Source organism: Streptomyces sp. N50, assembly GCF_033335955.1.
Lineage (GTDB): Bacteria > Actinomycetota > Actinomycetes > Streptomycetales > Streptomycetaceae > Streptomyces.
This window is the reverse complement of record NZ_CP137550.1, coordinates 706,638-727,724: the sequence shown is the minus strand read 5'-3', so window position 1 is coordinate 727,724 and position 21,087 is coordinate 706,638. Positions and strand designations below refer to the sequence as shown.

Below are 21,087 nucleotides of genomic sequence, written 5' to 3'. Positions count from 1 at the left end.
CGGCATGTGGCGGCAAGGCCCCGCATTCCGGCGGCCGGTCGTCACGTGGGCCGCGCGCCGTGCCGTACCGATCGACCCCGCCCGCCCCCGGTGACCACCGAAAGGAGTGCCATGCCGGCACCCACCCTCCAGGACCTGACCCCCGACGGCCTCGACCTCACCGCAGACCCCCACCTCGTCTACGCCGCCCTGCGTGAGCGCGGCCCCGTGCACCGGGTCCTGGTGCCGGGCAGTGGTGAGACCTGGCTGGTCGTCACCCGGGACGCGGCCCGCGCCGCGCTCACCGATCCGCGGCTGCGCAACGACATCCGGCACTCCTCGACGTGGCAGGACGACGGCGGCCACGCCCTCGGCCGCAACATGCTGCAGACCGACCCACCGGACCACACGCGTCTACGGCGGCTGGTCGCCGGTCACTTCACGCCCGCGCGGATCGCCGCACTCCGGCCGCGGATCGTGGAGATCGGCGCCGATCTGCTCGCCGAGCTTCCGGCGCGGGGGACGGTGGACCTGGTGAGCCGGTATGCCCTGCCGCTGCCCGTCACGGTGATCTGCGATCTGTTCGGGGTGCCCGCCGCTGACCGTACGGTGTTCCACGCCTGGTCGAACGAGCTCGTCATGCCCGATTCGCCGGAGGCGGGCGCCTCGGCCGCTGCCGCTCTGGGTGGCTACCTGGCCGAGTTGATCCATCAGAAGCGCGGTACGCGACCGGCCGACCTGCTCGGTGATCTGGTCGCCGCGGCCCGCGAACCCGCCGCCGAGTCGCCCCTCACCTCCGAGGAACTCCTCGGGATGGCCTTCCTCCTGCTCGTCGCCGGGCACGAGACGACCGTCAATCTGATCTCCGCGACCGTCCACGCCCTGCTCACGCATCCCGATCAACTCGAACTGCTGCGTTCCGAACCGGACTTGGCCGGTGCCGCTGTGGAGGAGGCACTGCGTCACTACTCGCCGGTCCACGCCACCGCGTTCCGTTTCGCGGCCGAGTCCCTGGACCTCGCCGGTACCCGCATCCCGGCCGGGGACGCGGTGCAGATCTCCCTGGCCGCGGCCTCCCGCGATCCCCTCCACTTCCCCGAGCCCGACCGCTACCACCTACGGCGTCGAGGCCCCGGACACCTGGCCTTCGGCCACGGCCTCCACCACTGCCTGGGAGCACCCCTGGCCCGTACCGAGGCCACCATCGCCGTACGCCTCCTCCTGCGCCACTGCCCGGACCTCGCGCTCGCCGCCGACCCCGCGACACTGACGTGGCGGACGAGCACACTGCTCCGGGGCTTGAGCGAACTGCCGGTGCGTATCGGCCCGTCCGGAGATCTGGGCAGTGTCGACTAGGTCAAGTCCAGGACGTCGGTGGGGAGGTGGGGATCCGGCCAGTGGGGTTCGTAACGCCATGTCCCCAACCCCCGTGCCACGGCGAACGGTCCGGCGCTCCCCTCGATCATCGCGACCGCCTCGTCGCGAGCCTTCTCCACCGCTCGGTGATCGGCCTCGCTCACCACCCCCAGCCGGCGGCCGTGGGCGTACTCGTCCTCGTCCTTCCAGTCCCACCGCGAGAGATCGGGCGCGACCACCAGGTCCAGCAACAGGTCGAAGGTGTCGAAGCCGATGGGTGTGCGGTGCATCGGATGCTGGAAGTTCACGTACCAGCGCGTCAGTTGACCGTCGCCCGCCGCGTCGAAGAACGCGTTGACGCTGAACCACCTGTCGGGCGGCACCCATTGGAGATGGGCCGTGTCCCGCCAAGTCCAGTGGCCGAGCTGCCAGTTGCCGTCGGCCAGGTTCGGCAGGGCGCGCAGCCGGGCGGTCTCGTCGCCGGTGAGGAGAGACTCGATCCAGGTCGTCGGGGCCAGCGACTCCGCTCCCGGCCGGCACCCCAGAACCAGCGCCTCGGCGGTGTCCTCGACGACCCGCAGCGCATGGGCACTCCACACCTTCCGCCGGAACACATCACGCCGTACGGCGGTCTCACCCGGCTGGAACTCCCGCATACCCACCTCCAGTTGCTCGGGTGACTCATGTCTGCCCGCGTGCCACCGCCCGGAACTCCAACGGCGTACGGCCCGCCCGCTTGCGGAAGAACTTCGCGAAGTCGGTCGGCTCGCCGAAGCCGAGCGTGCGGGAGACGTCCGCCGCCGTCGCGTCGGTGTGGACGAGGAGGCGCTTGGCCTCCAGGAGGATGCGGGCGTCGAGGTACTGCTTGGCGGTCGTGCCGGTCGCCGCGAGGGTCGCCCGGGTGAGGGTGCGCGGGCTGTAGCCCAACGCGGCGGCGTAGTCGGCGACTTGGTGGCTGGAGCGGAAGTCACGTTCCAGGGCGGCGCTGTAGCGGCGGAACGTGTCGTCGGCCGGAGCGGACGACACCGGGTCCGGGCGCACGTGGGAGAGGCGGAGCAGCAGGACGGAGAGGAGCACCCGGAGCGTCTGGAGGTGGGCGTCGAGGGGGAGCGAGGTCAAGTCGGCGTATTCGTGGGTGAGGTGACGAAGCGTCAGGCTTGCCGATCGCGCGTGCGGGCCCGTCGGGAGCAGGGGTGACTGGTCGAAGGGCGGATCGGCCAGGACGAAACCGGGCTGCCAGATGACGATCGTGCCCCGGGTCGTCGTCAGGTCGGCGGGAACGTACTGGTGCACCTGCCCCGAGCTCACCCACAGCCACCCGCCCTCCTCCACCACGCAGTCCGTGAAGTCCACCCGGTGGCGCAGCGTGCCCTCGGTGACATGGATCAGGTGGTGGAAGTCCGGCCGCTGCGGCGCCGACAGGTCGATGCCACGACGCTCACCGCGCGCCAGCAGCTCGGTGAAGCCCACGATGTCCATACCGATGGGCGCGCTGAGTGACGGACGGTACGACACGTCCGTGATCTCGGGCCGATGCTGACCGTTTTTTACCATGGCGAGTCCCGAGCCTACCCTTGTCGGACACCGAACCGCTCCTACCGTCGAAAACGCAGAGACCGAACTGGGCAAGGAGCTGGCGACGTGCGACTGATCGTGGGGATGACCGGAGCGACCGGAGCCGTCCTCGGTGTCCGACTGCTGGAGCAGCTCGCCGAGCTGCCGGAGGTGGAAACCCATCTCGTCCTCAGCCGCTGGGCCAGGACCACCGTCGAGCTGGAGACGGGACGCACCGCCCGCGAGATCGCCGAGCTGGCCGAGGTCGTCCACGGCCCCGAGGACCAGGGGGCCACCATCGCCTCCGGGTCGTTCCGCACGGACGGCATGGTGATCGTGCCCTGCTCCATGAAGACCCTGGCCGGCATCCGCACCGGCTACGCCGACGGCCTGATCGGACGGGCCGCGGATGTCGTGCTGAAGGAGCGCCGCCCGCTGGTCCTCGTACCCCGCGAGACACCCCTGAGCGAGATCCACCTGGAGAACATGCTCGACCTCGCGCGCAAGGGCGTCCGCATCGTGCCGCCGATGCCCGCCTTCTACAACCACCCCGCCACGGTCGACGACATCGTCACCCACATCACCTCCCGCGTCCTCGACCAGCTCGACCTGCCCGCCCCCGCCGCCAAGCGCTGGGAAGGCATGCGACCCGCCCGCGACGCACGGATCCACCCAGCCGCCTGAGCCACCACCCCACACACGACGTACGGAGCCCACGCATGCCCTACGACGACCTCCGCAGCTTCCTGGACACCCTGGACAAGGAGAACCAGCTGCTGCGAATCACCGAACAGGTCCTCCCCGAACCGGACCTGGCCGCCGCCGCCAACGCGGCCGGACGCATCGGCGAAGGCGCCCCCGCCCTCTGGTTCGACAACGTCAAGGGCTTCACGGACGCCCGCATCGCGATGAACGTCCACGGCTCCTGGCGCAACCACGCCCTCGCCCTCGGACTGCCCCCGGACACCTCCGTGCGCGAGCAGGTCGAGGAGTTCGCCCGCCGCTGGGACGCCTTCCCGGTCGCACCGGAGCGCCGCGAGGACGCGCCCTGGCGGGAGAACACCCAACAGGGCGCCGACATCGACCTGTTCACGGTCCTCCCGCTGTTCCGGCTCAACGACGGCGACGGCGGTTTCTACCTCGACAAGGCCGCCGTGGTCTCCCGCGACCCGCGCGACCCGGACCACTTCGGCAAGCAGAACGTCGGCACGTACCGCATCGAGGTCATCGGCCGCGACCGCCTCGCCTTCCAGCCGGTCCCCATGCACGACGTGGCCCAACACCTGCACGCCGCCGAGGAGTTGGGCGAGGACCTGCCCATCGCGATCACCCTCGGCAACGACCCGGTCATCACGATCGTCGCCGGCATGCCGATGGGCTACGACCAGTCCGAGTACGAGATGGCCGGCGCCCTGCGCGGAGCCCCCGCCCCCATCGCCACCGCCCCACTCACCGGCTTCGACGTGCCCTGGGGTTCCGAGGTCGTCATCGAGGGTGTGGTCGAGAGCCGACAGCGCCAGATCGAGGGCCCCTTCGGCGAGTTCACCGGCCACTACTCGGGCGGCCGACGCATGCCGACGATCCGTATCGACCGCGTCTCCCACCGCACGAACCCGATCTTCGAATCCCTCTACCTCGGCATGCCGTGGACCGAGGTCGACTACCTCGTCGGCCCCAACACCTGCGTCCCCCTCCTCAAGCAACTCCGCGCCGAATTCCCCGAGGTGCAGGCCGTCAACGCCATGTACACCCACGGCCTCGCGGTGATCGTCTCGACGAAGAAGCGCTACGGCGGTTTCGCCAAGGCGGTCGGCATGCGCGCGATGACGACACCGCACGGCCTCGGCTACGTCACGCAGGTCATCGTGGTGGACGAGGACGTCGACCCGTTCGACCTGCCCCAGGTGATGTGGGCGATGTCCGCCAAGGTGAACCCCCAGGACGACGTGATCATCGTCCCCAACCTCTCGGTCATGGCGCTGGCACCTGCCGCCAACACCCCAGGAATCACCAGCAAGATGATCATCGACGCGACGACCCCGGTCGCACCGGACAACAGGGGCCACTTCGACACACCCGTACGGGACCTCCCCGAGACCCCGGAATGGGCGGACCGGCTGCGCGCCCTCATCGCCGCCCGCTGAAGCCCGCCGAACGCCCAGCGCACCGACCCGACCTCAGGAGTCACCCGTCATGATCTGCCCCCGCTGCGCCCACGACACGGTCGACACCGTGACCACCTCGCCGGTCCCCGGCGTATGGGACGTACTCCAATGCGTCCGCTGCCTCTACATGTGGCGCACCACCGAACCCGACCGCCGCACCCGGCGCGAGGCGTACCCCGTCGAGTTCCGGATGACGCGGGCCGACATCGACGCGGCCCCGGAGGTACCCGTCGTACCGCCGCTGGTCGTCCGCTGAGCGACCCCGCGCGAGGCCGGTTCAGATGGCCAGGATCGCCCGCACCCGCTTGCCGCCCCCGGTGAGCGGGGTGACGTCGAGGCGGTGGGCCAGGCAGCGGACCATGGCCAGGCCGCGTCCGCTCTCGCCCTCGGCCGTCATCGGCCGCACGCGCGGCGGGGTCGGGTTGTCGTCGTAGACCTCGACCGTGACACGCTCGTCGGACAGTTGGAGACGCAGCCGGCACTCGCCGCGGCCGTGCTCGGTCGCGTTGGCGACGAGTTCGGACACGATCAGCGTCGCGTCGTCGATCTGCTCCGCGTCCACCCGTGCCAGCTGATGGCGGGAACGCGCGAGGAACTCCGAGGTCAGCTTCCGTGCCTGACCGGCCGACGCGGCCTCGTCGGGCAGCAGGTACTCCACGCGTACGGAACGCCTATGGGTACGCCGATGCGTACGCATGGCGAATCACTTCCCCTCCTAGGACAACCCGGTATCCCCGCGGCGCCACCGCACCGGGGCCGCCGCAGATCTTGCGCGGCCGGTCCTACACACTTCACTTGCCCGGAGTCCGTGATCGGCAACCAGGCGGCGCCAGTTGGTTGTCGCCGATCAGGAAATGTCCGTTCTCGGACTCAATTGGGTAAAGCGCCGGGCACGTCGAGGGGATTGCCTGGCAGCCTTGCGATGTCCAAAGGTGGGGGAGGGGCCCCTGCGGAAGGCGGCCCTCGAAAGCCGCGACGCCCTTGGAGTGGACCATGGCCGCAGCGAAGCCGCAGCGCAGTCTCTCGGTGCTGACCTGGCTGCCCGCCGCGGTGATGGCGGTGGTCGCGGTCGGCGACCTCGTCACCGGGCCGGGCCTCGGCTTCCTCCCGCTGGCCTCCCTCGGCCCGGCCTTCGCCGGCCTGGTCGGCGGCTGGCGCCGTACCGCGTGGTTCGGCGCGGCCGCGCTCGCCCTGTGCGTCGGACTCGGTCTCTACGACGGCCTGTTCCAGGAACGCCGGGGCTTCCTGGCGATGGTGTCCGTGGTGGGTGTGACCGGCGCGGGCATCGCCGCCGCCGTGATGCGCGGCCGCCGCGAGGCCGAACTCGCCAGCGTGCGCTCCATCGCGGAGGTCGCGCAGCGGGTTCTGCTACGGCCCGTGCCGCTGACCGCCGGACCCCTGCAGGCGGCGGTGTCGTACACCTCGGCCGTCGCGGAGGCCCGTATCGGCGGCGACCTGTACGAGGTGGTCGCCTCTCCGCACGGCGTGCGGGTCATCGTCGGCGACGTACAGGGCAAGGGGCTGGCCGCCGTGGAGACGGCCGCCGTGGTCCTCGGCGCGTTCCGCGAGGCCGCGCACGACGAACCCGACCTCGTCGGACTCGGCGAACGCCTGGAGCGCAGCGTCTCCCGCGTGCTGTCCGACGAGAAGTTCGTGACCGCCGTCCTCGCCGAGATCGGCACGGACCACGAGGTGCTCTTCCTCAACTACGGCCACCCGCCCCCGATGGTCGTACGGCGCAACGGCACCGCCGACTTCCCCGTCCCGCCCTCCTACGCCCCGCCGCTCGGCCTGGGCGGCGCGCAGGGCAGCGAGAACCCCAAGCCGTTCTCCGTGCGCTTCGCGCCGGGCGAGCAACTGCTGCTCTACACCGACGGCGTCACCGAGGCCCGCGACGGCCACGGCACGTTCTATCCGCTGGGCGAGCGGGCGCATCTGCTGAAGGAGCCCGACGCGCAGAGCGCCCTGGACTCCCTGCGCGAGGACCTGGTCCGCCACACGGCCGGACCGCTCCACGACGACGCCGCGATGCTTCTGCTGCGCTACCACGGCCACGCGACCACGACCGAGGAGATCCCTCCCGGCCGGTGAGCACCGCAGGTCCGCCCCGCCCCACCGTTCGGCCCATTTGCTTGTTTCGTCAATCAAGTAAACTGGTGGCATGACCACGCCCGAGCAGCCACTGCGCCCCATGAGCCCGCCCGAGGAAGAGCTGGTGCGCGAGCTCGCGCGGGTGATGCTCGTCCTGCCCCGGGCCGTGGACGCCGACATGATGCGCGAGCAGCGCCTGCCGCTGTCCGAGTACACGACCCTCATGCACCTCTCCGAGGCCACCGACCGGCGCATGCGCATGAGCGAGCTGGCGAACGTCTGCAACCTCTCGCTGAGCGGCATGACCCGCGTCGTCACCCGCCTGGAGATCCAGCGACTGGTCGGCCGGGAGCGGTGCGCCGAGGACGCCCGCGGCTGGAACGCCGTCCTCACCGACCAGGGCCTCGCCCGCCTCCAGGAGGCATGGCCCGCCCATCTGTCCAGCGTCCGGCGCCATGTCCTCGACCACGTCGAGGCCGCCGACCTGACCCGGCTCCTCGGCGTGATGCGCCGTATCGCCACCTGACCCGCCGAGCAGACCCAAGGAGCATGAGATGAGCACCCCGACCACCCCCTTCGACATCACGCTCGGCCTGGACACCTTCGGTGACGTCACGAACGACACCGCGGGCAAGCCGCTGACCCACGGCCAGGCCATCCGCCGTCTCGTCGAGGAAGGCGTCCTCGCCGACCAGGTAGGCGTCGACCACTTCGGCATAGGCGAGCACCACACCGAGGCGATGCCCCTGTCCGCCGCCGACGTCGTCCTCGCGGCCATCGCCGCGCGCACCGAGCGCATCCACCTCAACTCGGCCGTGACCGTGATCAGTTCGGACGACCCCGTCCGCGTCTTCCAGCGCTACGCCACCCTCGACGGCGTTTCCGCGGGCCGCGCCGAAGTCATCCTCGGCAGAGGATCGAGCACCGAGTCGTTCCCGCTCTTCGGCTACGACCTGAAGGACTACGAGGAGCTGTTCGAGGAGAAGGTCGCCCTCTTCGCCGAACTGCTCAAGGAGAAGCCCGTCACCTGGTCCGGGACCACCCGGGCCGCCCTCGACGGCGTCTCCGTCCACCCGCACAGCGAGACGGGCTCGATCCCCACCTGGATCGGCGTCGGCGGCAGCCCGCAGTCGGTCGTCCGCACCGCCCAGTACGGGTTCTCCCTGATGCTGGCGATCATCGGCGGCGACGTGGCCCGTTTCGCCCCGTTCTCCGAGCTGTTCCGGCGGGCACTGGCCGAGTTCGGCCACCCCGCGCGACCCATCGGCGTGCACGCGCCCGGCCATGTCGCCGCCACCGACGAACAGGCGGTGGAGGAGTTCGTGCCGGCCTTCCAGCAGCTGATCGCGAGCGTGGCGCGGGAACGCGGCTTCCGCACCCCGACCCGCGAGAGCCTCATGCGGGACGTCGGCCCCGGCGGCGCCCTGCACGTCGGTTCGCCCGAGACCGTCGCCCGCAAGATCGCGGACACCCTGAAGACCCTCGACGCGACCCGCTTCAACCTGAAGTACGGCATCACCGGCATGCCCCACGACGCCCTCATGACCAACATCGAGCTCTACGGAACCAAGGTCGCGCCCCTGGTGCGCGAGATGATGCGGGACTGACGCGACGCCGCCGCCCCGGGGGAGGCGGCGACACGCAGTCCGCCGAACCGCTAGTGGTGGTCGCCGAAGTCGCGCGTGAACGACTTGAAGGTGTGGCTGAAGTACCAGGTGTCCTGCGCGATCCCGGAGCAGTTGTTGGCGCCCCCGGTGCCCACGCAATTGCCGTTGTCGCGCTGAAGTGCCCAGAACGAGAGGGTGTTGATGCCCCGGGCGACGGCCCACTTCTTCACCGTGACCGCGTTCTGCGTGGTGAAGGTCTCCGCCGGACCGAAGTCGTCGATGCCGGGCATCTCGGTGACGCCGATCATCTTCCACAGCTTCGCCGGGTTCTTCTTCGGGTAGAGGGCGGCGAGTTGGGAGTGCAGGCCGGTCGCGGCGGTCTTGGTGTCCTCCGCCATGTCGTGGGCGGCGCCGTCGTAGTAGTCGAACGTCATGATGTTGACGACGTCCACGCGCGCGCCGTTGTCGACCGCGTTCTGCAGCAGGGCGACGCCGTTGGGCGCGAGACCGGTGGTCGTCGTCGGCAGCGTGTAGGAGAACTCCACGCTGCGGCCCGTGTGTTGGGCCCAGCGCTGCACCTTCGCGATCGCCTTGTTGCGGCGGTCGATACCGGCCGTGTTGTTGATGGAGTCGGCCTCGATGTCGAGGTCGATCCGGCTCACCCCGTAGGTCGTGACCAGGCTCTCGTAGACCTTGGCGATGGCGTCGACATCCGTGCAGCTGTCGGCCAGTTCGGTGTTCGTGGTGTCCGCGCTGTAGCCGCCGAAGGACGGTATGACGTTGCCGCTGCGCGCCTGGATCGTGGCGATGTCCTCGCCGAAAGTCGACCTGGAGATCGGCTGGGCGGGCAGACCGTTCCAGTACGCCGTGCACGAACCGGCCGCCTCGGTCTGGAGGAAGGCCATCGTCAGGTACTTGTTCCCGGACGCGGCGGCGAGTGCCGCCGGGCTCTCGCCGGTCCACGCCTCGAAGTACGGCGCGGCCACGTGGTCCGGCATGGGCGGCACGCGGTGCGTCGCACTCGCGTCACCCCCGCCGAGACCGACAAGCCCGGCGGACAAGGCGGTTACGGCCGCGCAGGACAGCGACGCGCGAAGAGGCCCAGGTCGTCTCATTGACGCTCCCATGCTGAGAGGAGAGAAGCCGCCCCTGACCGGGACGAACAGCGACCATATTTGGACTAGACCAATCCCCTGTCAAGGCTCTTGACGGTGAACTGACCGTGCCGGTAAGCGAATTCGGTGAGAGGTGTCCTGGGTCGGGGCTGTCCGGTGGATCCTGGGGAATGAGACGGTGCGCATGGACGAGGCCAGGCGACAAGGTCCGAGGTGACGGCCTGGCCACGGTCACCGGGCTTGTCGGGGAGTTCGAGGGCTCCGGCGTGGGCGAGCCGTTCGTCTTCGGGAACGTCCTCGGACTCGTCGCCTGCGTCAGGTCCGGACGCGGCGAGGATCGGTGACGACGGCTGCCAGGTCCGCCCCCGCCCGGAGCAGTCCTACGGTCCGTTGCGCGATCTGGTCCAGACGTGCGGCCAGGACGCGCTTGGCCTCCTCCGTGCCGTCGAGTCGACGCAGGGACGCCACGATCTCGCGCACCGCCGGAATGCCGTAACCGGTGCTGCGGAGGGCCGTGACGACGCGGGCCGTCCTGATGGCGGAGACGTCGTAGCGCCGGGCCTGGAGGGAGGTCACCCGCTCGGGGGTGACGAGTCCCTCCTGTTCCCAGAAGCGCAGGGTCGAAGGGCGTACGCCGAGTGCTCTGGAGAGTTCGGTGATCGTCATCGCGTCGCTGTCCCGCTCGGCGTCGTGCTCGAACTCCGGTGTGTCCGCCTCGGCCTGGATCGCGCGCAACGCCTGTCGGGCGAGCAGGGCCTCCTCGCGTTCCCGCGCGAGCCGCACATGGACCTCGTTGATCGCCGAGGCCGCTTCCGTGATCGTGCCCGTGCGCAGCTCCGCGAGCAACTGCCGTGCCACCACGGGTCCTACCGCACCCGCGAGGCCCCGATAGGCGCGAAGGGCGTGGACGTGCAGCGGTGCGTAGGAACGGTAACCGTTGCTCGACCGGGCCGCCGGAGGGATGACACCCAGCCGCTCCAGGTCCCGCACCTGTTGCACCGAGTACCCCGACTCCCGCGCCACATCGGCGGTCCTGAGCGGTGCCCGTCGCGGACCGCTCTCCGGCTCACTCATCGCCCAACCCCACATAAGCACTTGAAGGTCATGCTTGAACCATGAGTATGGAACAGATCATCGCGACCGTACGAGACTTCACCAGCGCGCTCGTGCTCGTCCCCGAACCGGGCGGCGACTTTCCCGAACTCGCCTGGGGAGACGCCTTCTTCTACTACGCCCCCGACGGTCGACTGCCGCGTAACGTCCAGCCGTACGGCACCGTCGTCACCAAGAACCACCCCGACGACACGGCGTCCGACCTCGACCCTCCGGGGCGTTGGCGTGTGAACATCCACGTCGGTCGTACGGCGTTCCGTGAACTCGCGGGGGAGCCGCGCCGTCGCGACCTGCCCGACGACTACACCCTCACCGACACCGTGCTGCCGCATCCGGTGTACGGAGCGCTCGGCTGGATCTGCGTCGTCAACCCCGGTGAGAAGACCGGGGAGTTGGTCGTGGAGCTGTTGCGCGGCGCGCATGACGACGCCCGTGCCAGGTTCGCGCGGCGCGCCCCTTGAACCCTCCCTCCCTTGAACCTCCGTGCCCCTACGGGCAGTTGGAGTGGATCTCCAGCGGGAATCATTGCCCCAAAGGACCTGGTGGGGGCATACGGCCTGCGGTTAGACAGCGATGATCGCGATGTCAGGCCAGGAAGTGAGCACGTGCACGCCCGAGACGAAGTCCGCCCGAAGGACGCCGGAGCCCGGCGTACCTCGGTGAGCGTTCCCGCAGCCAATACCGTCAACACCGCTACGCCTTCTCACGAGTTGCTGTCGCTCCAGGGCAAGGCGGGCAACGCCGGGGTCGTGCGGATGCTCGGCGAAGGGGGCCACTCCTGGGCCGGGCGGGCGGCCGATCCCGCTTCGGCCGTGCAGCGGGCGGTGGTTCAGCGGAGCAAGCTGTCGCACGGGAACATCTCGTTCACCAATGTGTCCCTCAAGTACCCGGAATCGCAGGGGAAGGCCACGCGGATTCTGGAACTCCTGGCCTCCAACAGCAAGGTCACGTCCTTCCTCGGCGACCGGACGTGCCGGATCACGCTGGAGAAGCGGACGACGGAGACGCCGGCGAACGTGGTCGACAAGGGGGCCGAGGGCGTCTTCGTCACGCTGGCCTCCTACTACCTCGAGAACTACGACATCGGCTACATCGCGGGCATGCTGTGCCATGAGTTCGGGATGCATCCGATGGCGCAGGCCGCTCCCAACATGACCGAGGAGGAGGAGAACTTCCGGGGCATGCCGTACCCGGTGCCGGGTCTTGAGGGGAAGGACGTTCCCGACGGGTTCGCGTCGATGAACTCCGCCACCGCCCAGCAGGCCGACCACGTCCTCGGCGTCATCCCCGGGAGCCCGCGGTACACCGTCTACCGCGACGTCACCCTGGAGATGGCGGACCTGTTGCTGCGGGACGTGCACAACAAGGAGGACGGTGCCCGGGAGCAGGACGTCACCGACCTGATCGACTGCTTCCTCATGGACGTCGCGTCGATCGCCGCGACGAACGACAACCGTAAGCGCGGCATGCCGCTCCTGGGCAACAGCGAGGGCGAGTCGATCCGCAAGGACATCGCGGCGGTGTACAACGCCTACAAGGCCCGCCTCTCCCAGGACCTGCCCCTGGAGCGCCAGCCCATCAAGCCCCTGTTCCCGCCGGAGAAGACCCCGGCAGCCGTCAAGGCCGACTTCAACACGCTCCTCAAGCGCATCGCCACGGGGAAGATGTGGGCCTGGAGCATCGACAACAGCACGTGAGGACGACGTCGGCCGGAGGGCGGCGCGCACCGGATTTCCACGGTCCGGGGTGTCCGGGGTATCGGACATCGCGCATGCTCACTGTTACGATTCAGTAGAGTCCGCTGCTCAGTCGACGCCCAGCGATCCCTCCGCAATCAGGACTGCCCGAGACCTTCCCCAGGAGACTCCCATGGCGCGCAGGACCGGCCGCGTGACGGCGACCGACGTCGCCAAGGAGGCGGGGGTCTCCCAGACCACGGTCAGTTATGTGCTGAACGACGTGTCGCACCAGAAGATCTCCGACCAGACGCGCCGCAAAGTACTCGACGCGGTGGCGAAGCTGGGCTACGAACCGTCGGCCGCCGCACGCGCCCTGCGCCTGGGCCGCAGTGACCTGGTGCTGCTGTTCCTCCCGGACGTTCCCGTCGGCGGCACCCTGACCGCCCTGGTCGAACTGCTCGGCGACGAACTGGAACGGCACGGCCTGAACCTCGTCACCCGGCGCGAGCGGCACGCCCCCCTCAAGTCGCTGTGGCGTGAGCTGATGCCGGCGGCCGTGATGACGGCCTTCGACGTCGGCGCCGACGACGTGGCCAGCATGCGCGCGGCCGGCATCCACGTGGTCAGCGCCGGGATGGGCCCCGCGGTCGCCCCGGGTGTCCTGACCGTCCCCCAGACCCTGATCGGCACCATGCAGGTCGAGCGGCTCGCGGCGACGGGACACACGCGCATCGGTTACGCCGCTCCCGGGGACCCCCGGCTCCGGGACTTCCTGGACCTGCGGCTCGACGGCGCCCGTACCGCCTGCGCCGAGCGCGGACTCGAGCCCCCCGTCGTTCTGGACGTACCCCTCGACATCTCGGCGGCCGCGGCGGCGGCCGAGCAGTGGCACGCGGCCGTTCCCGCCGTCACGGGCGTGTGCGCCTACAACGACGAGACGGCCTTCGCCCTCCTCGCGGGGATGCGCAGGGTGGGCCTCGCCGCCCCCGGCGACCTGGCCGTGATCGGCGTCGACAACGACAAGTTGGCGCCCTTCGCGGTGCCGCCCCTGACGACGATCGACAACAACCTCGACGTCGCCGTGGGCCGCCTCGCCCGCATGATCGTCAGCGGCGTGACCGGCCAGTCCCAGCCACCGGCACCCCAGGTGACCCCGCTGACGCTGGTGGTCCGCGAGTCCGCCTGACCCCGACCGGTCCGACCAGGGCGTCTTCGACCGATTCCGGCGGAGGCTCTCTCCGCGTGCGCCGTGACTCCGGTTCCTCGCGTGCCACGGCTCCGCCATCCGTCGCCGTTCGTCCGGATTCCCCCCTTTCCAAAAAGCTGTTGCACGGCTCTTGTGGTCCACCAAGCGCGGGGCTACGTTACGCATACGTTTCACTTGTACGTATCAGTGGCTGATTTCGGACCCACCGAAAAACGGTGGACATATAGCCCCCTTCTGCCAGGAACGGCTGACCGCCAAGAACGGTCCAGGCCGCGTCAGGACCTGGTTTCCCACTCCCTCCGAGGCTCTTGAGGGCGGCTCGCCGCGCGATGCCGTCCGGTCAAAACCACTCACCAGCGGAGCACCCATGCGAAGAATCGCGCTGACCGCCGTATCGGCTGTCCTGATGTTGTCCGCGGCCGCGTGCGGCTCGGGATCGGGATCCGGTTCGGGCAAGGCGGCCACCGGCGGCACCCTCACCCTGGCCCCCCTGGTCGCGGCCCAGCCATGGGATCTGGCCGACGCCGGTCTCGGCAACAACACGCAGTACTACCAGCCCGTATACGACTCACTGCTCCGGCTGTCCCCGACGGCCGAGGTCAAGCCCAACCTGGCCACCAAGTGGTCGTACAACGCGGCTCGCACGGTCCTCACGATGACCCTGCGCACCGGCGTCAAGTTCACCGACGGCACCGCCCTGGACGCGACGGCGGTCAAGACCAACCTGCTGCACACCGAGAAGGGCACCAGCGAGGCCGCGGGCCAGCTCAAGGGCATCACCGGCGTCGACGTCGTCAACGCCACCACCGTCGCGATCAGGCTCTCGGCGCCCGACCCCTCCCTCGTCCCGAACCTCGGCAACGTGGCCGGCATGATCGCCAGCCCCAAGGCCATCGCCGCCGGCACGATCAAGACCACCCCGGTGGGCTCGGGGCCGTACACCCTCGACAAGTCCGCGACCACGGACGGCAGTACGTACACCTTCGTGCGCAACCAGGGCTACTGGAACAAGGCCGCCTTCCCCTTCGACAAGATCGTCCTCAAGCCGCTGACCGACCCGACCGCCGTGCTCAACGCGCTGCGCTCGGGGCAGGTCAACGGCGCGCTGCTGGCCAGCGCCAAGAACGTCGCGCCGGCCAAGAGCAGCGGGCTGAACGTCACCAAGTACACCTCCGGTGACGTCGAGGGCGTCTACATCTGGGACCGCGAAGGAAAGATCGTCAAGGCCCTCGGCGACGTACGCGTCCGCCAGGCACTGAACTACGCCTTCGACCGCTCCACGATCGTCAAGACGGCCAAGCAGGGACTGGGCAAGGCGACGACCCAGATCTTCAACCCGGGCGGCTCCGCCTTCGACAGCTCGCTCGACTCCACGTACTCCTACGACCCCGCGAAGGCCAAGCAGTTGCTCGCCGAGGCGGGCTACCCGAACGGCTTCTCGGTCACCGTCCCGGACGTGTCGTCGGTCTTCCCCGACCAACAGGCCGCCATGGTGCAGCAGTTGGAGGACATCGGGATCAAGGTCAAGGTCGACAAGATCCCGGTCACGCAGTTCATCAGCGCCCTCCTCGCGGGCAAGTACCCGCTGTCGTACATGACGTTGGCCTCCTTCCGGCCCTGGGACACCATCCAGATCGAGGTCGCGAAGAGCGCGCTGTGGAACCCGCTGCACAGCTCCGACCCGAAGGTCACCGACCTCATCACCAAGGCGCAGTCCGCGACCGGCACCGCCCAGGACGCGCTGTTCAAGCAGCTCAACACCTACCTCGTCGACCAGGCGTGGAACGCGCCCTGGGACTCGGTCGAGAACACCTACGCCACGACGAAGAACGTCACCTTCACCCCGCAGACGTTCGCCGCCGTCCCGCCGATCTACAACTTCAAGCCCGCCGGCTGACCCGGCCCGCCGACGCACACGGTCAGGGAGAGACAGATGATCGTTTTCCTGGTCCGGCGCATCGCCGCCGGGCTGGTCCTGGTCCTGGTCATCGCGACCACGACCTTCGCGCTGATGGGCCTCACCGGCTCCGACCCGGTCCGCCAGATCGTCGGGCAGACCGCCACCCAGCAGCAGGTGACCGCGAAATCCGCCGAACTCGGCCTGGACCAGCCCTTCGTGGTCCGCTACGGCCACTGGCTCGCGGACGCGGTGCACGGCAACCTCGGCAGCTCGTGGTTCAGCGGTGAGTCCGTGACGAGCTCACTGGAGAACAAGCTGCCGGTCACCCTGTCGATCGTGCTGGCCGCGCTCCTGGTGTCGGCCGTACTGAGCACGGTGCTGGGCGTGGCCGCCGCGGTCCGCCGGGGCGCCCTGGACCAACTGGTGCAACTGCTCGCGGTGTTGGGGTTCGCCGTACCCAGCTTCCTGGTCGCCCTGGTCTTCGCCGTCGTGATCGGCGTCGACCTGGGCTGGCTGCCCGCGACCGGTTACGTCCCGCTGGCCGACTCGGCGGGCGGGTGGCTCCGGTCGATCACCCTGCCCGCGCTGTCGCTCTCCGTCGGAGCGATCGCCGCCACCGCCCAGCAGGTGCGCGGCTCCATGGTCGACGTCCTGCGCGCCGACTACGTACGCACCCTCCGCAGCCGGGGCATCAGCGAGCGGAGCCTGCTGTTCCGGCACGCCCTGCGCAACGCCGCCCCGGCCGCGCTGACCGTGCTGGCCCTGCAGTTCATCGGCCTGGTCGGCGGCGCGGTGGTCGTCGAGAAGGTCTTCGGCCTCAACGGCATCGGCAGCCAGGCGACGAGCGCCGGCTCGCAGGGCGACACCCCGGTGGTCATGGGCGTCGTCGTGGTCATGGTCGCCCTCGTCGTGGTGGTCAACATCCTGATGGACCTCGCATACGGCTGGCTCAACCCGAAGGTGCGTGTCGGATGACGCTTCCCCAGTCCGAAGAACCGGCGGGCGCGGTCGACACGGCCGTCGCCGCGCAGGGACGGGCAGGCCTCCTGCGCCGACTGCTGCGCGACCCGGTGGCCGTGACCTGCCTGGTGCTCCTCGCGGTCATCTCCCTGGCCAGCCTGTTCGCACCGCTCCTGACCAGCCAGGACCCGGCCCACACCTCACTGACCGACAGCCTCGCCCCGCCCAGCGGCACCCACCCCCTGGGCGGGGACGGCGTCGGCCGCGACGTCCTGGCCCGACTCCTCTACGGCGGCCGCACCAGCCTCCTCGGCGCGCTGCTCGCCGTCGCCGTCGCCGTGGTGATCGGCGTTCCGGCCGGTCTGGTGGCCGGGTACTACCGCAAGTGGTTCGACGCGGTGAGCAGTTGGGTGTCCAACCTGCTGATGGCCGTACCGGCGATCATCGTGCTCCTCGTCGTGATGTCCGCGGTGGGCCAGAACACCTACCTCGCCATGGCGGTCTTCGGCGTGCTGATGTCACCGGGCGTCTTCCGGCTGATCCGCGCCTCGGTGATCTCCGTACGCGAGGAGCTGTACGTCGACGCGGCACGGGTGTCCGGTCTGACGGACGCCCGGATCATCCGCCGGCACATCCTGCCCGTCGTGCAGGCGCCGACCATCATCCAGGCCGCCCAGATGCTCGGCCTCGGCATCGTCATCCAGTCCGGTCTTGAGTTCCTCGGCCTCGGCTCGGCGACCCAGGCGAGCTGGGGCTCCATGCTGAACGACGCCTTCGGAAACATCTACACCAAGCCGGAGTTGATGGTCTGGCCCGGCGTGGCGCTCGCGGTGACGGTCGCCGCGTTCGGCCTGCTGGGCAACGCCCTGCGGGACGCGCTGGACGGGAGCGCGACGGGCGGGCGGAGGAAGTCGCGCGGTGCTACGGCCCGTAGGCCGGTCGCGGACAAGAAGGCACCGCTCGTCACGCTGGAAGCGGGGGAGACGGACGACGCCCTGCTCGTCCTCGAAGGACTGACGGTCTCCTATCCCACGGCCCAGGGAGAGAAGACCGTCGTCGACGGAGTCTCCCTGACAGTGCGCCGGGGCGAAGTCCTCGGACTGGTGGGGGAGTCGGGTTCGGGCAAGAGCCAAACCGCCTTCGCGGTGCTCGGGTTGCTGCCACGGGAGGCCCAAGTCACCACCACCCGGCTGGAGTTCGACGGCACGGAACTGGGACGGCTCGGCAGTACCGCGATGAACCGCTACCGCGGCCACCGGATCGCCTACGTCCCGCAGGAACCGATGTCCAACCTCGACCCCTCCTTCCGTATCGGCGCCCAACTGGTCGAACCGGTACGCCGACACCTCGGGCTGTCGGCCACCGAGGCGAAGGCGAAGACGCTCGGCCTGCTGGAGCGGGTCGGCATCTCCGACCCCGAGCGGGTCTTCCGCGCCTATCCGCACCAGATCTCCGGCGGTATGGCGCAGCGCGTCCTCATCGCCGGCGCGGTGTCCTGCGAACCGGACCTGCTGATCGCCGACGAGCCGACCACCGCCCTCGACGTGACCGTGCAGGCGGAGGTCCTCGACCTGATGCGATCCCTGCAGCGCGAGCGGAACATGGGCCTGATCCTGGTGACCCACGACTTCGGCGTGGTGGCCGACCTCTGCGACCGCGTGACGGTGATGCAGACCGGCGCCGTCGTGGAGTCCGCGCCCGTGGCCCAGTTGTTCGCCGATCCGCAGCATCCCTACACCCGCATGCTCCTGTCGTCCACGTTGGAGGACGCCGAACCGCGGTCCGCGCTGAGCCTGAGCCGCACCGTGTCGGCGAGCGCCGCAGGCGCAACGAACAGCGCAGGCATCACGCACACCGGACGTCAGGAGGGTCCGGCATGACCGGGACAGTGAACGGGACCATGAACGGGACGCCGAACAAGGCACTCCCGGCCGAACCCCTGCTGGTCGCCGACGAGTTGGTCGTGGAGTACCCGACGAAGGGCTGGCGCAAGCCGCCGTTCCGGGTGCTCAAGGGCGTGACGATCACCATCGGCGCGGGCGAGACCCTCGGACTGGTCGGCGAGTCGGGATCGGGCAAGACGACGCTGGGCCGGGCCGTCCTCGGACTGGCCCCGATCGCCTCCGGCACCGTCCGCTACGACGGCAAGGTCATCTCGGATCTGGGCGCGAAGGAACGCCGGGCGCTGAGCAGCGACATCCAGGTGGTGTTCCAGGACCCGTACACCTCCCTCAACCCGGCGATGACCGTGAACGACATCCTCAGCGAACCGCTGCGCGTCGCGGGAACGCCCCGGGCGGAGGCCGAGAAGCGGGTGCGGGACCTGCTCGACCACGTGAGGCTGCCCGCCGACGCGGGGGAGCGGCTGCCGAGGGAGTTCTCCGGCGGACAGCGCCAACGCATCGCCATCGCAAGGGCGTTGTCCCGCGACCCGAAGGTCATCGTCTGCGACGAACCGGTCAGCGCGCTGGACCTGTCGACCCAGGCGCGGGTGCTCGACCTGTTCGTCGAGATCCAGGAACGCACCGGCGTCGCCTACCTCTTCGTCACCCACGACCTGTCCGTCGTCCGGCACATCAGCCACCGGGTGGCGGTCATGCGCGGCGGAGAGATCATCGAGACCGGGGACGCGGCCACCGTCACCACCGCACCCCAACACCCCTACACGCAGCGCCTGTTGCTCGCCGCCCCGGTGCCGGACCCTGGGCGGCAGGCGGAACGCCGGGCCGAACGGCGCCGGTTGGCCGAGGCCACAGCAGCGTCGCCGGGCGCCTCCACGCCCGCATCCACCACCGCCTCGACGTCGGGAGACCGAGCATGACCCTGCCCAACCCCGTCCTCCCCGGCTTCCACCCGGACCCCAGCATCACCCGCGTCGGCGACGACTACTACCTCGCCTGCTCCAGCTTCGAGTACCTCCCCGGCGTACCGCTGTTCCACAGCCGCGACCTGGTGCGGTGGGAGCAGGTCGGCAACGTGGTAACCCGGCCGGGGCAGTTGGCGGTGGAGAAGGTCCCCACGCTCGGCGGCGCCTGGGCGCCCACCATCCGGTTCCACGACGGCCGCTTCTGGCTGGTCGTCACCGACGCGATGGGCCGCGGGAGTCTGATCTTCAGCGCCGAACGGGCCGAGGGCCCCTGGTCCGACGGCATCGTCATGCAGGGCGTGTCCGGCATCGACCCGGACCTCGCGTGGGACACCGACGGCACGTGCTTCGTCACGTACTCGGGACTCCAACTCGACGGCGACCGCGCCGGCGAACACCTCGGCATCCAGCAGGTCCGCATGGACCTCGAAACCGGCCAAGCCCTCGAAGAACCCCGGCCGTTGTGGTCGGGCACGGGCCTGATGTTCCCCGAGGCGCCGCACCTCTACGAGATCGACGGCACCTGGTACCTCCTGATCGCCGAGGGCGGCACCGAGCGCGGGCACTCCGTGAGCATCGCCCGCGGCACCCGCCCCGACGGCCCCTTCGAGGGCTGCCCTGCCAACCCGGTGCTCAGCGCCCGCAGTACGGCCCGCCCGGTCCAGAACACCGGCCACGCCGACCTCGTACGCACTCCGGACGGCGGCTGGGCGCTGTTCCTGCTGGGGATGCGTCCTGGCGGTTTGACGAGGGCGTTCTCCCCCATGGGCCGGGAGACGTTCAGCACGACACTGGACTGGGTTGACGGCTGGCCCGTGGTGCAGCCGGTCGAACTCACCCCGCCCACCGCACCAGTTGAGCACCACGACGACTTCACCGGCGCCCGACTCGGCCCGGAGTGGCTCTCCATTCGGACACCGGCCGCCGACTGGTCCTCACTCTCCGAACGACCGGGCCACCTCGTCGTAGATGGAGACGGCTCCACGATGGACGACCCGCGGCCACGGTTCGTCGGCCGCCGCCAGCAGCACCAGGCGGCCGTCTTCTCGGTCCGGGTGGACAACGCCCAGGGAGTCGGCGGGCTGAGCCTGCGGATCGACGAACGCCATCACTACGACATCGAGGTGGGGGCCGGTGTCGCGCGTGCCCGCGCTCGGGTGGGCGGGCTGTGCCAGACCTGGGAGCAGGCGATTCCGCAGGGGCCGGTGACCGTGCGGATCGAGACCGAGCCGGTCAGGGGTATGGGGCTCGACGCCCTGGGCCCGGACATGGTCAGGCTGTCTGTGGAATCCGGCACCGACACCGGACCGGTCGAACTCGCCGTGCTGGACGGCCGCTACGTCTCCGCCGAGACCGCCGCGTCCTTCACCGGCCGGGTCGTCGGCATGTACGCCGTCGAAGGGACCGTCGCCTTCGACCGGTTCAGGTACCGGGGCGAGGACTGACGCCTCCGCCCCGTCCACGACAGCCGACCGGCACCTGAGAGAAAGCCACC

The 21,087-nt window shown here is 69.9% G+C and carries 20 protein-coding genes; 15 read left to right on the top strand and 5 right to left on the bottom strand.

What is annotated here, in order from left to right; all coding sequences use genetic code 11:
• Window positions 1-111 precede the first annotated feature (111 nt).
• Complete coding sequence (locus tag R2B38_RS47820) at window positions 112-1,335, top strand: cytochrome P450 (RefSeq protein ID WP_318022476.1); 1,224 nt, start codon at window positions 112-114, stop codon at window positions 1,333-1,335.
• On the opposite strand, the gene R2B38_RS47815 is transcribed toward R2B38_RS47820, so the two are convergent.
• A complete protein-coding gene (locus R2B38_RS47815; RefSeq protein ID WP_318022475.1) occupies window positions 1,332-1,991 on the bottom strand; it encodes a DUF402 domain-containing protein in 660 nt (219 codons plus the stop codon). The two genes, R2B38_RS47820 and R2B38_RS47815, sit on opposite strands and share 4 nt — an antisense overlap.
• 25 nt (window positions 1,992-2,016) lie before the next feature.
• Entirely contained in the window at window positions 2,017-2,889 is an 873-nt protein-coding gene (locus R2B38_RS47810) for a helix-turn-helix transcriptional regulator (RefSeq protein WP_318022474.1), read from the bottom strand.
• 87 nt (window positions 2,890-2,976) lie between these two features.
• Here R2B38_RS47810 and R2B38_RS47805 point away from each other — a divergent pair, with 87 nt between their 5' ends.
• From R2B38_RS47805 to R2B38_RS47795, 3 genes are read left to right on the top strand one after another with little or no spacing between them, the layout of a single operon-like run.
• On the top strand, window positions 2,977-3,573 hold the full coding sequence (locus tag R2B38_RS47805; RefSeq protein ID WP_318022473.1) for a non-oxidative hydroxyarylic acid decarboxylases subunit B: 597 nt from the start codon (window positions 2,977-2,979) through the stop codon (window positions 3,571-3,573).
• A 35-nt stretch (window positions 3,574-3,608) separates the two neighbouring features.
• Window positions 3,609-5,033: a non-oxidative hydroxyarylic acid decarboxylases subunit C gene (locus R2B38_RS47800; protein WP_318022472.1), complete on the top strand. Its 1,425-nt coding sequence runs from the start codon at window positions 3,609-3,611 to the stop codon at window positions 5,031-5,033.
• A gap of 49 nt (window positions 5,034-5,082) precedes the next feature.
• Window positions 5,083-5,310: a non-oxidative hydroxyarylic acid decarboxylases subunit D gene (locus tag R2B38_RS47795; RefSeq protein ID WP_318022471.1), complete on the top strand. Its 228-nt coding sequence runs from the start codon at window positions 5,083-5,085 to the stop codon at window positions 5,308-5,310.
• A gap of 21 nt (window positions 5,311-5,331) precedes the next feature.
• Here R2B38_RS47795 and R2B38_RS47790 read toward each other — a convergent pair whose 3' ends face one another.
• On the bottom strand, window positions 5,332-5,751 hold the full coding sequence (locus R2B38_RS47790) for an ATP-binding protein (RefSeq protein ID WP_234444430.1): 420 nt from the start codon (window positions 5,749-5,751) through the stop codon (window positions 5,332-5,334).
• 296 nt (window positions 5,752-6,047) lie between these two features.
• On the opposite strand from R2B38_RS47790, the gene R2B38_RS47785 reads away from it, so the two are divergent.
• The 3 genes from R2B38_RS47785 (at window position 6,048) to R2B38_RS47775 (ending at window position 8,752) form a co-directional block, all read left to right on the top strand.
• Window positions 6,048-7,145 carry a PP2C family protein-serine/threonine phosphatase gene (locus R2B38_RS47785; protein WP_318022470.1) on the top strand — a complete coding sequence of 366 codons (1,098 nt, stop codon included), beginning with the start codon at window positions 6,048-6,050 and terminating at the stop codon, window positions 7,143-7,145.
• A gap of 70 nt (window positions 7,146-7,215) precedes the next feature.
• Window positions 7,216-7,671: a MarR family winged helix-turn-helix transcriptional regulator gene (locus tag R2B38_RS47780; protein ID WP_318022469.1), complete on the top strand. Its 456-nt coding sequence runs from the start codon at window positions 7,216-7,218 to the stop codon at window positions 7,669-7,671.
• Between the two features lie 28 nt (window positions 7,672-7,699).
• A complete protein-coding gene (locus tag R2B38_RS47775; RefSeq protein WP_318022468.1) occupies window positions 7,700-8,752 on the top strand; it encodes an LLM class flavin-dependent oxidoreductase in 1,053 nt (350 codons plus the stop codon).
• 50 nt (window positions 8,753-8,802) lie between these two features.
• Here the strand turns inward: R2B38_RS47775 and R2B38_RS47770 are convergent, their stop codons facing one another.
• Window positions 8,803-9,750 carry a chitinase gene (locus tag R2B38_RS47770; RefSeq protein ID WP_411978628.1) on the bottom strand — a complete coding sequence of 316 codons (948 nt, stop codon included), beginning with the start codon at window positions 9,748-9,750 and terminating at the stop codon, window positions 8,803-8,805.
• A 432-nt stretch (window positions 9,751-10,182) separates the two neighbouring features.
• The gene (locus tag R2B38_RS47765; protein WP_318022467.1) at window positions 10,183-10,941 is read right to left on the bottom strand and encodes a MerR family transcriptional regulator; all 759 of its coding nucleotides are present in this window, start codon (window positions 10,939-10,941) and stop codon (window positions 10,183-10,185) included.
• Between the two features lie 47 nt (window positions 10,942-10,988).
• On the opposite strand from R2B38_RS47765, the gene R2B38_RS47760 reads away from it, so the two are divergent.
• The 8 genes from R2B38_RS47760 (at window position 10,989) to R2B38_RS47725 (ending at window position 21,037) form a co-directional block, all read left to right on the top strand.
• The gene (locus R2B38_RS47760) at window positions 10,989-11,441 is read left to right on the top strand and encodes a DUF6194 family protein (protein WP_318023084.1); all 453 of its coding nucleotides are present in this window, start codon (window positions 10,989-10,991) and stop codon (window positions 11,439-11,441) included.
• 144 nt (window positions 11,442-11,585) lie between these two features.
• Window positions 11,586-12,677, top strand: coding sequence for a hypothetical protein (locus R2B38_RS47755; RefSeq protein ID WP_318022466.1), 1,092 nt, complete (start codon window positions 11,586-11,588; stop codon window positions 12,675-12,677).
• Window positions 12,678-12,849: 172 nt separating this feature from the next.
• A complete protein-coding gene (locus R2B38_RS47750; protein WP_318022465.1) occupies window positions 12,850-13,845 on the top strand; it encodes a LacI family DNA-binding transcriptional regulator in 996 nt (331 codons plus the stop codon).
• Between the two features lie 388 nt (window positions 13,846-14,233).
• Complete coding sequence (locus R2B38_RS47745) at window positions 14,234-15,763, top strand: ABC transporter substrate-binding protein (protein WP_318022464.1); 1,530 nt, start codon at window positions 14,234-14,236, stop codon at window positions 15,761-15,763.
• Between the two features lie 36 nt (window positions 15,764-15,799).
• Entirely contained in the window at window positions 15,800-16,741 is a 942-nt protein-coding gene (locus R2B38_RS47740) for an ABC transporter permease (RefSeq protein WP_033280928.1), read from the top strand.
• Entirely contained in the window at window positions 16,738-18,606 is a 1,869-nt protein-coding gene (locus tag R2B38_RS47735; RefSeq protein WP_318022463.1) for a dipeptide/oligopeptide/nickel ABC transporter permease/ATP-binding protein, read from the top strand. The genes R2B38_RS47740 and R2B38_RS47735 overlap by 4 nt, the downstream gene beginning before the upstream one ends.
• The gene (locus tag R2B38_RS47730) at window positions 18,603-19,547 is read left to right on the top strand and encodes an ATP-binding cassette domain-containing protein (RefSeq protein ID WP_318022462.1); all 945 of its coding nucleotides are present in this window, start codon (window positions 18,603-18,605) and stop codon (window positions 19,545-19,547) included. The genes R2B38_RS47735 and R2B38_RS47730 overlap by 4 nt, the downstream gene beginning before the upstream one ends.
• Complete coding sequence (locus tag R2B38_RS47725) at window positions 19,544-21,037, top strand: glycoside hydrolase family 43 protein (protein ID WP_318022461.1); 1,494 nt, start codon at window positions 19,544-19,546, stop codon at window positions 21,035-21,037. Before R2B38_RS47730 ends, R2B38_RS47725 begins: the two co-directional genes overlap by 4 nt.
• The last annotated feature ends 50 nt before the right edge of the window (window positions 21,038-21,087 follow it).

What these genes read in the sequence shown, in the direction of transcription:
- R2B38_RS47810 (WP_318022474.1), bottom strand. Translation starts at nt 2,889, where the DNA reads ATGGTAAAAAACGGTCAGCATCGGCCCGAGATCACGGACGTGTCGTAC.
- R2B38_RS47765 (WP_318022467.1), bottom strand. Translation starts at nt 10,941, where the DNA reads ATGAGTGAGCCGGAGAGCGGTCCGCGACGGGCACCGCTCAGGACCGCC.
- R2B38_RS47780 (WP_318022469.1), top strand. Translation starts at nt 7,216, where the DNA reads ATGACCACGCCCGAGCAGCCACTGCGCCCCATGAGCCCGCCCGAGGAA.
- R2B38_RS47785 (WP_318022470.1), top strand. Translation starts at nt 6,048, where the DNA reads ATGGCCGCAGCGAAGCCGCAGCGCAGTCTCTCGGTGCTGACCTGGCTG.
- R2B38_RS47725 (WP_318022461.1), top strand. Translation starts at nt 19,544, where the DNA reads ATGACCCTGCCCAACCCCGTCCTCCCCGGCTTCCACCCGGACCCCAGC.
- R2B38_RS47750 (WP_318022465.1), top strand. Translation starts at nt 12,850, where the DNA reads ATGGCGCGCAGGACCGGCCGCGTGACGGCGACCGACGTCGCCAAGGAG.
- R2B38_RS47795 (WP_318022471.1), top strand. Translation starts at nt 5,083, where the DNA reads ATGATCTGCCCCCGCTGCGCCCACGACACGGTCGACACCGTGACCACC.
- R2B38_RS47775 (WP_318022468.1), top strand. Translation starts at nt 7,700, where the DNA reads ATGAGCACCCCGACCACCCCCTTCGACATCACGCTCGGCCTGGACACC.
- R2B38_RS47770 (WP_411978628.1), bottom strand. Translation starts at nt 9,750, where the DNA reads ATGCCGGACCACGTGGCCGCGCCGTACTTCGAGGCGTGGACCGGCGAG.
- R2B38_RS47740 (WP_033280928.1), top strand. Translation starts at nt 15,800, where the DNA reads ATGATCGTTTTCCTGGTCCGGCGCATCGCCGCCGGGCTGGTCCTGGTC.
- R2B38_RS47820 (WP_318022476.1), top strand. Translation starts at nt 112, where the DNA reads ATGCCGGCACCCACCCTCCAGGACCTGACCCCCGACGGCCTCGACCTC.
- R2B38_RS47815 (WP_318022475.1), bottom strand. Translation starts at nt 1,991, where the DNA reads ATGCGGGAGTTCCAGCCGGGTGAGACCGCCGTACGGCGTGATGTGTTC.
- R2B38_RS47760 (WP_318023084.1), top strand. Translation starts at nt 10,989, where the DNA reads ATGGAACAGATCATCGCGACCGTACGAGACTTCACCAGCGCGCTCGTG.
- R2B38_RS47735 (WP_318022463.1), top strand. Translation starts at nt 16,738, where the DNA reads ATGACGCTTCCCCAGTCCGAAGAACCGGCGGGCGCGGTCGACACGGCC.
- R2B38_RS47790 (WP_234444430.1), bottom strand. Translation starts at nt 5,751, where the DNA reads ATGCGTACGCATCGGCGTACCCATAGGCGTTCCGTACGCGTGGAGTAC.
- R2B38_RS47800 (WP_318022472.1), top strand. Translation starts at nt 3,609, where the DNA reads ATGCCCTACGACGACCTCCGCAGCTTCCTGGACACCCTGGACAAGGAG.
- R2B38_RS47745 (WP_318022464.1), top strand. Translation starts at nt 14,234, where the DNA reads ATGCGAAGAATCGCGCTGACCGCCGTATCGGCTGTCCTGATGTTGTCC.
- R2B38_RS47730 (WP_318022462.1), top strand. Translation starts at nt 18,603, where the DNA reads ATGACCGGGACAGTGAACGGGACCATGAACGGGACGCCGAACAAGGCA.